The 12452-nt window shown below is 47.0% G+C and carries 13 protein-coding genes; 1 reads left to right on the top strand and 12 read right to left on the bottom strand.

Annotation, left to right across the window (positions count from 1 at the left end; translation table 11 throughout):
• Positions 1-5: 5 nt before the first annotated feature.
• The 12 genes from motS to C5I45_RS05630 all read right to left on the bottom strand — a co-directional run bounded on the left by motS (position 6) and on the right by C5I45_RS05630 (position 11616).
• On the bottom strand, positions 6-695 hold the full coding sequence (gene motS, locus C5I45_RS05685) for a flagellar motor protein MotS (protein ID WP_107994268.1): 690 nt from the start codon (positions 693-695) through the stop codon (positions 6-8).
• A complete protein-coding gene (motP, locus tag C5I45_RS05680; protein WP_003152386.1) occupies positions 685-1500 on the bottom strand; it encodes a flagellar motor protein MotP in 816 nt (271 codons plus the stop codon). Before motP ends, motS begins: the two co-directional genes overlap by 11 nt.
• Positions 1501-1568: 68 nt before the next feature.
• Complete coding sequence (ccpA, locus tag C5I45_RS05675; protein WP_003152385.1) at positions 1569-2573, bottom strand: catabolite control protein A; 1005 nt, start codon at positions 2571-2573, stop codon at positions 1569-1571.
• A gap of 279 nt (positions 2574-2852) precedes the next feature.
• On the bottom strand, positions 2853-3929 hold the full coding sequence (locus C5I45_RS05670) for a bifunctional 3-deoxy-7-phosphoheptulonate synthase/chorismate mutase (protein WP_107994267.1): 1077 nt from the start codon (positions 3927-3929) through the stop codon (positions 2853-2855).
• A 235-nt stretch (positions 3930-4164) separates the two neighbouring features.
• Positions 4165-4491, bottom strand: a complete 327-nt coding sequence (ytxJ, locus tag C5I45_RS05665) for a bacillithiol system redox-active protein YtxJ (RefSeq protein ID WP_003152382.1) — start codon at positions 4489-4491, stop codon at positions 4165-4167.
• 25 nt (positions 4492-4516) lie between these two features.
• Positions 4517-4930, bottom strand: a complete 414-nt coding sequence (locus C5I45_RS05660) for a YtxH domain-containing protein (RefSeq protein WP_003152380.1) — start codon at positions 4928-4930, stop codon at positions 4517-4519.
• A gap of 32 nt (positions 4931-4962) precedes the next feature.
• Positions 4963-5385, bottom strand: a complete 423-nt coding sequence (locus tag C5I45_RS05655; protein WP_003152378.1) for a DUF948 domain-containing protein — start codon at positions 5383-5385, stop codon at positions 4963-4965.
• 155 nt (positions 5386-5540) lie between these two features.
• Positions 5541-6839 (bottom strand): UDP-N-acetylmuramate--L-alanine ligase, encoded by a 1299-nt coding sequence (gene murC / locus C5I45_RS05650; protein WP_003152377.1) that lies wholly within the window; start codon positions 6837-6839, stop codon positions 5541-5543.
• Positions 6840-7079: 240 nt separating this feature from the next.
• A complete protein-coding gene (locus C5I45_RS05645; RefSeq protein ID WP_107994266.1) occupies positions 7080-9680 on the bottom strand; it encodes a DNA translocase FtsK in 2601 nt (866 codons plus the stop codon).
• 167 nt (positions 9681-9847) lie between these two features.
• Positions 9848-10453 carry a YtpR family tRNA-binding protein gene (ytpR, locus tag C5I45_RS05640; RefSeq protein WP_003152375.1) on the bottom strand — a complete coding sequence of 202 codons (606 nt, stop codon included), beginning with the start codon at positions 10451-10453 and terminating at the stop codon, positions 9848-9850.
• A gap of 14 nt (positions 10454-10467) precedes the next feature.
• Entirely contained in the window at positions 10468-11277 is an 810-nt protein-coding gene (locus tag C5I45_RS05635) for a DUF1444 domain-containing protein (protein WP_012118213.1), read from the bottom strand.
• 15 nt (positions 11278-11292) lie between these two features.
• Positions 11293-11616, bottom strand: a complete 324-nt coding sequence (locus C5I45_RS05630) for a thioredoxin family protein (RefSeq protein ID WP_003152373.1) — start codon at positions 11614-11616, stop codon at positions 11293-11295.
• A gap of 197 nt (positions 11617-11813) precedes the next feature.
• Here C5I45_RS05630 and C5I45_RS05625 point away from each other — a divergent pair, with 197 nt between their 5' ends.
• The gene (locus C5I45_RS05625; protein WP_003152372.1) at positions 11814-12260 is read left to right on the top strand and encodes a YtoQ family protein; all 447 of its coding nucleotides are present in this window, start codon (positions 11814-11816) and stop codon (positions 12258-12260) included.
• Positions 12261-12452: the final 192 nt, after the last annotated feature.

The raw sequence follows: 12452 nt of genomic DNA, 5'->3' as shown, positions 1-12452 counted from the left end.
CGACCTTATGAGGAGGTCGTTTTTTTGATCACAATTTCTACACGGCGGTTTTCTTTCATATGTCCGGGACTTTTGTTGTCCTTCACAGGTTTCGTATCCGCATACCCGGCAGAGATAAACCGTTTGGCGGAAAAGTCTTCATTCGCGGTAAAATACCGGATCACACTCGCCGCTCTTGCAGACGACAGCTCCCAGTTCGACGGGAATTGATAGGTGGAAATCCGGCGGCTGTCCGTATGGCCTTCTACCTGTATGTCATTCGGAATTGTTTTTAAAAGCACCGCGATCTGATGCAGAACCGGCTCGGCGTTTTTCAGCACATCCGCTTTTCCCGTCTGAAACAGAACGGCCTCCTGCAGCACAAGAACCACTCCGCGCTCATCGCGCTTCGCCGTCAATTTGGAACTCAAATGATGCGCTTTTATGTATGTCTTTACGTTTTGTAACAGCAAATCCTGTTCTTTATTTTCGTTTGCTTTGTCTGATGACGCCGGTTCACCCCCGCTGCCGTATGTATGAATCGATGAAACGGCAGATTGAAATTTTTCCGCGTCTATTTGCGACATCGAAAAAAGCAAGATAAAGAACACGAGAATGAGCGTGATCAAGTCAGCGAACGTCACCATCCATCTCGGTGAACCGCCGGAATGTTCCGGTTTGTTTCTTCTTTCAAAACGCTCTTTTCTAAGCTTCATGGACAGCGCCCTTTTTCTTGTTCGCAGGCTGTCCTTTACGCCAGTCTTCTCTTGAGCTGAAGACGACGAGCTGACTTTCGAGGTTGCGGGGATTTTTGCCCGATTGGATGCCGACAACCCCTTCGATCATGACCTGTTTGATGAAAATTTCACTTTCCGTTTTTTCTTCAAGCTTTGCCGCGATTGGGATAAACACCAAATTGGCAAGCAGCGCTCCGTACAGCGTCGTCAATAGCGCAACGGCCATGTTCGGTCCGAGGGTATGCGGGTCATTTAAGTTTTTGAGCATGAGAACGAGTCCGACGAGCGTCCCGATCATTCCCCAGGCGGGTGCGAAATCACCGGCTTTTTCAAAAACGCGTCTTCCTTTTCTGTGTCTTTCTTCCATTGCGGCGATCTCAGAATCCATCACCAGCCGGATCGTTTCCTCGTCCCAGCCGTCAATCGCAAGCAAAAGCCCTTTTTTTAAAAACGGATCCTTGATCTCCCGCGCCTGGTCATCCAGAGACAGCAGCCCCTGCCTGCGCGCCTGCTCCGAAAGGCTGACAAATACTCTGACAAGCTCTTTCACATTGTCATCCTGACGGGAGAATACCTGTTTCAGAACAGAAGGGGTTTTCTTTAAATCCCTCGGCGGAAAGCTGATAAAGACCGCCGCGGCAAGGCCGCCTGTGACGATTAAAAAAGAAGTCAGATCCAAAAATGAACTGATTCCCGCCAGTCCCGTCCCTGACAGAATACCGATTGCGACAATAATACAGCCTAACATAAAGCCAACGGGCGTCAGATAATCAAAACGTTTCATATCTTCTCCTTACTCAAGTAAAAAAGCAAGATTCCACCCCTCAGAGTGAAGCTTGCTTTTCCGTTTTTTTATGACTTGGTTGATTGTCTTAATTCGATGCGGTGAGGCAATTCGACGATATGCTCTTCAACCGGCTCTTTGTTCATCAGTTTTGTCAAAAGTCTCATCGCCACGGCGCCGATATCGTACGTAGGCTGCACGACTGTTGAAAGCTGAGGGCGGACCATCAGGCTCAATCTCGTATTGTCAAAACCGATAATATCAAGATCATCAGGTATCGAAAGACCTTGATCTTGGGCCGCATGGATAATGCCGAGGGCCATTTCATCCGTCGCAGAAAGAATCGCCGTCGGTTTCCGGTCAAGGCCCATCAAGCTTTGAAGCGCCTCCATACCGGAATCATAAGTGTAATCGCCTTCCGCTACGAATTGCTCGTTAAACGGAATCGCCGCTTCTTCAAGCGCCCGTTTGTACCCTTGCAGTTTTTTCGAACGGTTGATCGGCTCTTGCATCGGTCCGGAGACGAATGCAATATCGCGATGCCCTTTATCAATGAAAAGCTTAACGGCATCATAAATCGCCTGTTCATAATCAATGGCGACAGAAGGCGTCTCGCCCTGTTCTTCCACTGATGCAGCCAAGACGATCGGCACAGGAGAGCGCTTAAATTCTTCGACATGCTCGTCCGTAATGTTGCCGCCCATAAATACGATACCGTCCACTTGTTTGCCGAGCATCGTATTTAACAGATGCAGTTCTTTCTCAAGATTTTGATCCGAGTTGCTTAAAATAATATTATATTTGTACATCGTCGCGATATCTTCAATTCCACGCGCAAGTTCCGAGTAGAAAATGCTTGAGATATCAGGGATGATGACGCCGACCGTTGTCGTTTTTTTGCTTGCAAGCCCTCTTGCCACCGCGTTCGGGCGGTAGCCGAGCCGGTCAATGGCTTCCAATACTTTTTTTCTGGTCGTCGGTTTTACATTCGGGTTGCCGTTCACGACGCGGGAAACAGTCGCCATACTGACATTTGCTTCTCTGGCCACATCGTATATCGTAATGTTGCTCACTGAAACCACTCCTTTTACTGGATACACTTATCCTTATCTATAGCATAAACACTTTATGTAAAGAAATGTCGTACGATTTCGCATTCTGTCGTTTATGATTGTAAGCGTAAGTCAGTAGTGTACATTATTTTTCATTATTCATCAAATTTAAATATCTCTCATGAAATTATACACGTTTTTCCCAATGATGAAAACGTTCACTTTCATTTTATAATTAAATAAAATGAAGATACGAAAAAAAAGCCGCGCGAGGCGGCCTTTAAAGAGCGGAACGTTGTATTATGCTTTTACTTGCAGCATCGGCTTTAATTCGTTCAGCCATTTCTCGAATTCAGGGATATCCATCTGCTGCGCAGAGTCTGAAAGGGCAACGGAAGGATCAGGGTGTACTTCGGCCATCACGCCGTCAGCGCCGATCGCAAGCGCCGCTTTTGCTGTCGGAAGCAGGAGATCGCGGCGGCCTGTTGAGTGTGTGACGTCAACAAACACCGGCAAGTGAGTTTCCTGTTTCAAAATCGGCACGGCAGAAATGTCGAGTGTGTTTCTCGTTGCCGTTTCGTACGTTCTGATTCCGCGCTCACAAAGAATGATTTGGTCGTTTCCTTGTGACATGATGTATTCAGCTGCATTGATGAACTCTGAAATTGTTGCGGCAAGACCGCGTTTTAACAATACCGGCTTTTTAACGGAACCGGCGGCTTTCAGCAATTCAAAGTTTTGCATGTTCCGCGCGCCGATCTGAATGACGTCAATGTAATCAATCGCTTGCTCAATGTGGGCGGGCGTTACGATTTCACTGATCACCGCGAGGTCATATTCATCAGCGACGCGTTTAAGAATTTGCAGGCCTTCTACGCCGAGACCTTGGAAATCATACGGACTTGTGCGGGGTTTAAACGCGCCCCCGCGCAGGATTTTAATGCCTTGTTTTTTCGCTGCGGCCGCGACTTCGGCAACCTGCTCATAGCTTTCTACGGCACAAGGTCCGACGATGAATCTCTGATCGCCGTCACCGATTTTTTCACCTTTAATGTCAACGATCGTATCTTCTGCTTTTTTCTTCCGGGAGACGAGCAACGCTTTGCTGTGATCCTCTTCTTGAAGTTCAAGTCCGGCTTTGAAAATTTCTTTGAAAATATGCTGGATCGTTGAGTTTTCAAATGGGCCGTCATTGCTTTCAATAATGCGGTTAAGCATTGTACGCTCTCTGACAGGGTCAAATCGGTTGACACCCTGTGCTTCCTTTGCTTTACCGATTTCTTTTACAACGGCTCCGCGTTCATTGATTAATTTAAGGATTTCTAAGTTTAGTGCGTCTGCTTGCTGTCTTAGACTCTCTAATTCCTTGTTGCTCATCTTTTTCATCCCTTCTATGCTATGTTTTATTTTAATGGTTAACATGCATCTTACTACAGTTATGCGAAAATAGGAATATGAAATAATAAATTTTTTCACATTCTACTTTATCACAAAAACGCTTTTAAGCTTTTATGCGTTGAAGCAGTATATATTGATATCCTACATGATCCGGCTGAAATGATCAATAGTTTTTTTCAAAAAAAAACCGCCGGTATCAACCGGCGGCCAGCAATTATGAAAGGTGCTGCTCTATTGCGTTTTTTGTGATTTGTGAATGAGACGCGTGCCATTTCACTTCGCCGTTTGTAATAACGAATACTTGCGGGCTTTCATGTTTCACGCCGTATGCCTCGGCGATATAGTTTGAAAGCGGCCGGCTGTCCTGCACATGCAGGTAATAAGAAGGTACTTCTGAATGCTCCGATGCAAAGGCGTCAAACTCCTGAAACGCGGCTTGGCTGATCGGGCAGGTTGTGCTGTGTTTTAAAAACACGAGCGTGTTTTCTTTCTCAGCGGCATTTTTAAACTCTTCTTCAGACGATATCAGCTGTTTTGTCATGTCGGTTATCTCTCCTTATTGAAGATCAGCGATTTGCCTGACCGGCTTTTTCCCCGGCGTCTTCCGCTTCGGCCTTGATGCTTTGGGCCGTGTCCTGCATTTCGCTTCTCGTCTCTTCGGCTTTCTCGGTTAGTGTGCTCTTAGAACGGTCTTTTAAATCCTTCACTTTATTCATAATCTGACCTGACTGATCAGCTACCAGCTGGGTGATATTAGATGTTTTGTCCTTGGCGATGCTGACATATTGAGAGCCTTTTTCTTTCGCGTCGGCCGTCATTCTGTCCGTCTTATCCTTTAACGCAGAAGCCTGACTGCCGAGATCGTCGCGCAGCTCCTTACCTGATTTAGGCGCCAGAAACAGCGCCGTTGTCGCGCCGATAATTCCCCCGATCAGCGTTCCGATTAAAAAATCCTTACTATTGATTCCATCTTTGCTCATTATGATTCCTCCTTAGTGGATTTTTCTTATGATTAAAGCGATGTTTTTTTCTTTTGCTTCCACTTGTCCCATATTTCCATAGCGGCCTGGCTCCAGGTGACAACCTGACTGATCTTGTCCTGATTCTCTCTTACAGAGGCCGTAACGGAACCTGCTGCCTGCTTTATGGATGTATTAAACTGCTGGACGGAAGTTCCCACTTCCTGGACAGCATGGACAACCGTATTTAATTTCTCTGATTTTTCCTGAATGTCTTCCGCGAGACGGTTTGTCTTATGTAACAGCTCGGCTGTCTCTGCGGTAATGCCTTTCATCTGCCCTTCAAGGCCGTCTAAAGTCGAGGCTACGTTTGTTAAAGTCATCTGCACGGACTTTAATGTTTTGGACAGATAGATGACGAGGATGAGAAATGCAACGGCAATGAGTGCGACGCTTAAGTAAAGAATGATGATCATCTAATACCTCCTTAATGCAGGATATAGTGGTATATACCCAATTCTTAAAATGATAAACATATATGAAAGGTCTGTATGTATACTATTTCTCCGTTTATCGGTAAATCCCTTTGCAGCACGCGCAAAAAAGCAGTGAGAGCCCCACTGCTTTTTCGTTACGCTATGACGTTTTCATAGGCCCTCATATATTTTTGAATGTCTCCGGCGCCCATGAAGATCAGTACTGCGCCTTCATGCGCTTTTAACACGGAAGTGTCATTTTCTTCAATGAGTTCTGCGTTATCGATTTTTTCCTGAAGATCCGTGATCGTGAGCTTGCCGACGTTCTCACGGGCAGAGCCGAAAATGTCGCACAGATACACGCGGTCGGCCGCGCTTAAGCTTTCTGCGAATTCATCCAGGAATGATTGCGTCCGTGTAAACGTATGCGGCTGAAATACCGCGATGATTTCACGTTCGGGATATTTTTGGCGCGCCGCCTCAATCGTGACTTTGATTTCAGTCGGATGGTGGGCGTAGTCGTCGATCAGTACCTGGCTGCCGATCACTTTTTCATTGAATCTGCGTTTGACGCCGCCGAATGATTCAAGTCCGAGCTTAATCATGTTCACGTCTATCTCTTCATAGTGGCAGAGCGCAATGACCGCTAAGGAATTGAGGACATTATGATGGCCGTATGCCGGGATGTAGAACGTATCGTAAAACGTATTGCGGACAAAGACGTCAAATGTCGTGCCTTCCGTATTTTTTACGATGTTTCTCGCTTGAAAATCGTTTTCTTCTCCCGTGCCGTAATAAACGACAGGCACATTGGCGTGAATTTTCGGCAGGTACTCGTCATCACCGCAGGCAATGATGCCTTTGTTGACTTGAAGCGCCATGTTTTGGAAAGCATCAAACACATCGTCAATGTTGGCGAAATAATCAGGGTGGTCAAAATCAATATTCGTCATAATCGCATAATCAGGCTGATAGCTTAAGAAATGACGGCGGTACTCGCAAGCTTCAAATACAAAGTATTCGCTGCTTTCATTTCCTCTGCCCGTTCCGTCCCCGATAAGAAACGAAGTCGGCTTCGCCTGCTGCATCACGTGTGCCAAGAGGCCCGTTGTGGACGTCTTGCCGTGTGCGCCCGTTACCGCGACACTTGTGTATTTTTTCATATATTCAGCTAAAAATTTATGATATCTGATGACAGGAATCCCTTCATCGAGCGCCTTTGCGATTTCCGGATGAGAATCAGGAAATGCGTTTCCGGCGATTACCGTTAAGCCGGGTTTGATGTTATCGGCGCTGAACGGATAGATCGGGATGTTTCTTTTTTCAAGGGCAGCCTGAGTGAAAATCTGCTTCTCGATATCCGATCCCTGCACCTGATACCCCGTATCATGCAGGATTTGAGCAAGCGGGCTCATACCTGTCCCTTTTATTCCAACAAAATGATAAACAGTCATAATCGTACCTCCAACAAACGTCTATCTGTTCCCCAGTATATGACGCTCATTTCATTTTGCGACCGCAGCGGGCGAAAAGCCCGCACAGCGGCGCTTCCATTTATTTTTACGTTATCGTCAGTATCTGTAACTTTCTTTTTGATTAAACCTGCCGCATGATATTTCAGCGCGTGACAGTGATGCAGTTTTGATGGTCCATCCACTATCATACCATGTTTGTGAGAAAAATGAACGATATTCTTATTCTTGAGAAATGTCAGCGGCCGTAATCAGCACTTCACGCGGTTTGCTGCCCTTCGCTTCTGAGATCATGCCTTCGGCTTCCATCATGTCAATCAGCCTCGCGGCGCGGTTATAACCGATTCTGAACCTTCTTTGAAGGCTTGAGGTGCTGGCGCTGTTTTGCTCCACGACGAATTGGCACGCCTCAGGAAACAGTTCGTCTTCTTCCTTAAGGGCGGTTCCCTGCCTGATCAGTTCTTCCTGTTCAAACAAATAAGAAGGCGGCAGCTGCTTTCTGACATGAGAGACGACGCGGTCAATCTCTCTGTCGGATACAAAGTTGCCCTGCAGGCGCACCGGTTTTCCGGTACCGTTTTCCCAGTACAGCATGTCGCCTTTTCCGAGCAGCTTTTCCGCTCCCGCCATGTCGATGATCGTTCTGGAATCTACCTGGCTTGAGACGGAGAATGCAATCCTCGTCGGTATGTTCGCCTTGATCATTCCGGTAATGACATCGACAGACGGACGCTGTGTCGCGACAAGCAGATGAATGCCGCAGGCTCTCGCTTTCTGCGCGATTCTGGCAATGCTTTCTTCCACATCGTTCGGCGCGACCATCATTAAATCGGCAAGCTCATCAATGACCACTACGAGGTAAGGGAGCTTTTCGCCTGTCTTATGATCGGCCGTTAATTCATTAAAGCGTCCGATATCTCTCACACCCGAATGGGCAAACAGTTCATACCGCCGTTCCATCTCTTCCACAACCCATTTTAACGCGGCGGTCGCGGCTTTGGCGTCCGTGATGACGGGGCTGACCAAATGCGGAATTTGGTTATAAGGCGCAAGCTCGACCATTTTCGGATCAATCAGAAGCATTTTGACATCACTCGGATCCGCCTTATAAAGCAGACTGACCAAAATGGTATTGATGCAGACGCTTTTTCCCGATCCTGTCGCACCCGCTATCAACCCGTGCGGCATCTTTTTCAAATCAATGACGACCGGGTTTCCGGAAATATCGACACCGAGCGCGGCTGTAAGCGGAGACGGATTCGTCCTGAAAGCGGCGCTTCTGATCATCTGCCTTAAATCGACGACTTTGCTTACGCGGTTCGGAACTTCAATGCCGATCGTGTTTTTACCGGGGATCGGCGCCTCAATCCGAATATCCTTGGCAGACAGGCTCAGTTTAATATCATCTGCTAAGTTTGTAATTTTGTTTACTTTCACTCCGGGCTCAGGATGCACTTCAAAACGTGTGACGGACGGGCCTTGTGTGACATGAACGACTTGGGCGCGCACATTAAAGTTTTTCAGCGTAACGTTTAAAAGCTCGCGCTGTTCTTCAATCCACGATTGGTCGTCATGTCTTTGCGCCGGCGGTACGTCCAGAAGCGACAGATTCGGAAAGACATAGCTCGCTCCGCCCTCTGGCGTCTTCGTCTGCTTGTGTTTATCGCTTTTAAGCATCATGACGTTAAACGGAACATTGCGCTCTTTCGGCCGCTCCGCTTTTCTCACAGTCTGAGGCTGTCCGTGATGCTCCGTTTTTTCCTCGGCAGGCCGGGACGGGGCATCGGCCGTCTCAATGCTTACAGGTTCAGGCTCGGGGTCTGAATGCCGCTCTGCTTCATTGTACTCAGGCTGAGAGTCTGCTTCCTGTTTCGCGTCGGGTTCAGCTGATTCGGGCTTGTCTTCAGACTGCGGCTGAATTTCCTCGTATCCGGGTTCTGTGTATGTATACACCGGTTCTTCTGCGGTTTCAAAAGGCGGTGCTTTTTCCGGCTCAGGCTCCTGATGTTCCCCCTCCGGCGCCGCTTGTTCCTCTGTGTTTTCAGCCGTGCGGGCTGCTTCATACTCAGGCTCTCTTATAGGCTGCGGGCGGGTTTGTTCATGCTCTTGTTCTTCTGTAAAGCCGGCAGACTCCGCGCTTTCGGTGTGCTCCAGCTCTTCAGCCTGCTGCGGTTCTGGTGCTGCAAACACTTGCTCTTTTGCATTCTCAGCCTCGGTGTGAAGCTCCTCTTTTTTAACGGCCGGAATTTCTTCCGTTTCTTGTTTCGCAAACGGTTCTGGCCGGTCATTCGTCTGTTTTGTTATGGCGGATGTTGTGAAGACGGGCTCTTTTTCCGTTTCCTGACCGGATTTTGGCGGAACAAATTGCTCCTCTGACAGCAATGTTACGTTCTCTTCACGCCGCTTTTCGGAAATAGGCGCTTTTTTGATGCTGTGCTGAGATTGAAAGCCGTAAACCGGTGAAGGAATGGATGACGGTTTAAAGGGCTTTTTCACCGTATCAGGCTCTTTATGTGTATGCTGTTTCCGCTCCGTTTGCTCCTTCCCGGCGGCATAACCCCGGGACGGCTGGCGGCGTTCGTGCCTTTCCCGCTGTCTTTGGTTTTGCTCCGTTCGCTTATAGCCGTCCGGAACGACCGGGAAGCGGAAATTCCCTTTCGGATATTCGTAATATATTTTAGGATCTTCCATGCGCGTTAATTTGCCTTCTGGCTGATCCGGTATGTGCTGTTTCTGGATTTGGGCATGCGTGTTCGGTTCACGTTCATGCTCTTCTTCTTTTTCACCTAAAAATAAGTCAAAAAATTTATTCAGCCAACTCATGTTTAATCACTCTCTAACTCCCTTTTTAGTAGTCTGGGACGATATTTAGTATACCATTGCCGGGCGGCTCAGAAAAGATTAAGCTCCCAACTGAAGAAAGCCGTTAAGCAGGCCTGCTTAACGGCTTTCTCTCACATCATTCGATTCTGTGCGCTTATTTATGGGAGTTAGAATTGAAATGCTTCGCCGGCCTCGCGGCTGTCTTCAAGAACAAGAATCCCTTTTTCCGCGGGCGCATCCGGCAAAGCGAGTTCTTTCGCGGAGCAGATCATGCCGCTTGACGGAACGCCTCTTAATTCAGCGTCTTTAATCACAAGTCCGCTCGGCATTACCGCACCGACTTTAGCGACGACGACTTTTTGCCCTTTGTCCACGTTCGGCGCGCCGCAAACGATTTGAAGGGTTTCCTCTCCGACATTCACTTGGCAGATATTCAGTTTATCCGCATTCGGATGTTTTTCTTTCGATTCAACGTGACCGACAACAAATTTCGGAGAAAGGTCAACCGTCAGCGTTTCTGAAACGCCGTTTCTGTTCAGTATTTCATTCACATCCTGTACGAAAGTCTCAGACAAAGCGACGGGGCCGTTGTCTTCAATCTGTAAGTAAGAAGACACGTTAAAAATGTTAAAGCCCGTCGTTTCTTTTGTTTCTTTGTTAAAGATTCTGACGACATCGCCTTCTCTTTCATAGCCGATTTCTTCGCGTGCTGCATCTTTAAGAGAGATCAGAAGCGTATCTCCCACACCTTCTTTATTGTAAAAAGCGTTCATAAGAAAAATCCTTTCTAATCCTTTTTCGGCCGGCTTTTCGCCATGATAAACACAGGTTCCAGTCTGCCTTCATTATACAGAAATGAAAGGGCCGTAATCGGCACCGTGCCGCTTGCAAAGAAGCTCATGGACATTTGCCCTAAAATATCATAACCCGATTCATTTCGAATGTCAGCAAGTATTAATACATCCTGATGCGGGACGGAAATCGCCAATTCGCCTTCAGCGGCCTGCTTATATTCATGAAGAATCGAATCATTGAGAATCCGGCTGGCGTCATAGCCGTCATTCGCCCTGAAAAAATAAAAATAATTATCCGCAACCGTATCCTGTTTCACGACCGAAGGAAGAGAGCGGAGATTGAATGACGCCGTCTCCCTGATCCGTTCTTTTGTCCAGTTTTCTTTCTCGAGCATACGGCTGTCAATTAAGCGGTACGTCTTGCCGAGGTCAAGCGCGTAGTAGATTCTTGTTTCGGCCGTATGGTCATCATACACGAGCGGAATGCCGTCGCTCGTTTGATCGGGAAATGACGTGGAGCGGATGACCGGATAGATTCCGGCTTCCTTTCCGGACATCTCCTGTCCGCTTCCTTCCATCGCCTCCATCGCTTCTGACACATAGTAGACGATTTCGTCGATCGCTTCTTCTTTTTTCGTCTCCCACTTCGCAATGATCGGCGGGAGCTCCAATGTGATGCCTTTTTTGGTCGTTTGATCCTCAACACGGAGGGTGTCTTTTTCTCTGTCAAAAAAGAAGGATCGGTTCTCGTGCTGCAGGCGCTGTTTTAATAAATCCGCCAGCTTCCTTGACGTCATTTTCAAAGCCCGTGGCCTCCTTTATGCTTTAGCAAGGGAATCGGTTAAAAATTGCTCAATTTCTTCTTTTGTTTTACGGTCTTTGCTGACGAAGCGGTTCACTTCTTTTCCTCCGTTAAACACAACAAAGCTCGGAATGCCGTAAATTTCCCATTCCGCGCATGTATCAATAAATTGATCGCGGTCTACGTAGTAATAAGTGAATTCAGGAAAGTCCGCTTCCAGCTCAGGGAGAAACGGCTCCACAAAGCGGCAGTCCGGGCACCAATCCGCTGAAAACATAAATACCGCCCAATCGTCTTGTACCGCTTTTTGCAATTCTTCCGTGCTTTCAATCTTTTTCATTGTCATTCCTCCATCTGGATTATGAGTTTTTTATATGCTGATGTTTGTCCAATTGGATCATACCAGACTGTTTACGGCAAGACCAACTATATGCAATATCATTATCATATTTCATTTGCATTATCAAGCAAGTTTCGTTTACCATTTTGCTTGTAGCCGTACGAAAATCTGAATATGTACATAAGGAGGGGCAAAAGATGCAGTTTGTCGTGTATTTAGCGGGTGAAATCCACAGTGATTGGCGGGATGAAATCAAACAAAAAGCCAAAGCGCTGAACCTGCCGATTACGTTTGTCGGTCCGATGGAAAACCATGAACGCTCAGACAATATCGGAGAAGAGATTATGGGCGTGCAGCCCGATTCTGTTTTAAAAGACGCCAGAGCTTCTGATATCAACAATTTCCGTACAGAGGTGCTGATGGAAAAAGCCGATTTTGTGATCGCCCTGTTTGGCGAGAAATATAAACAGTGGAATACCGCGATGGATGCTTCTTATGCCATCGCAAAAGGAAAGCCGCTCATTCTCATCCGTCCGAAAGAACTTCATCATCCGCTGAAAGAGCTTTCCGGAAAAGCGAATATCACGGTCGAAACCGTCAATCAAGCGATGAAAGCACTCTCTTATTTATTTGAAACAGAATAAGCAGGCCGCCTTTATGCGGTCCTGCTTACCTACACTCACCACTTCAGTATTAATCAGTTCAAGAGGAAAGTTTATATTTGTCTTTTTTGTCATAATCATACCTTCTTGCAGAACAAATAAAAATGCAAATGACTCGACTTTGTGAAATCGCTGCTCATCTCAATGCTTGCAGCATGTTTTTGATTTAAAAAC

The organism is Bacillus sp. ZY-1-1 (assembly GCF_003047165.1).
GTDB lineage: Bacteria > Bacillota > Bacilli > Bacillales > Bacillaceae > Bacillus > Bacillus velezensis.
Note: the sequence above shows the minus strand (reverse complement) of the source record. Positions and strands in the feature narration are given on the sequence as shown.

Coding starts and splice junctions, on each gene's coding strand:
- ytxJ (WP_003152382.1), bottom strand. CDS start 4,491: ATGACAAAACAGCTGATATCGTCTGAAGAAGAGTTTAAAAATGCCGCT.
- motS (WP_107994268.1), bottom strand. CDS start 695: ATGAAGCTTAGAAAAGAGCGTTTTGAAAGAAGAAACAAACCGGAACAT.
- C5I45_RS05660 (WP_003152380.1), bottom strand. CDS start 4,930: ATGAGCAAAGATGGAATCAATAGTAAGGATTTTTTAATCGGAACGCTG.
- C5I45_RS05625 (WP_003152372.1), top strand. CDS start 11,814: ATGCAGTTTGTCGTGTATTTAGCGGGTGAAATCCACAGTGATTGGCGG.
- C5I45_RS05670 (WP_107994267.1), bottom strand. CDS start 3,929: ATGAGCAACAAGGAATTAGAGAGTCTAAGACAGCAAGCAGACGCACTA.
- murC (WP_003152377.1), bottom strand. CDS start 6,839: ATGACTGTTTATCATTTTGTTGGAATAAAAGGGACAGGTATGAGCCCG.
- motP (WP_003152386.1), bottom strand. CDS start 1,500: ATGAAACGTTTTGATTATCTGACGCCCGTTGGCTTTATGTTAGGCTGT.
- C5I45_RS05645 (WP_107994266.1), bottom strand. CDS start 9,680: ATGAGTTGGCTGAATAAATTTTTTGACTTATTTTTAGGTGAAAAAGAA.
- C5I45_RS05655 (WP_003152378.1), bottom strand. CDS start 5,385: ATGATCATCATTCTTTACTTAAGCGTCGCACTCATTGCCGTTGCATTT.
- ytpR (WP_003152375.1), bottom strand. CDS start 10,453: ATGAACGCTTTTTACAATAAAGAAGGTGTGGGAGATACGCTTCTGATC.
- C5I45_RS05630 (WP_003152373.1), bottom strand. CDS start 11,616: ATGAAAAAGATTGAAAGCACGGAAGAATTGCAAAAAGCGGTACAAGAC.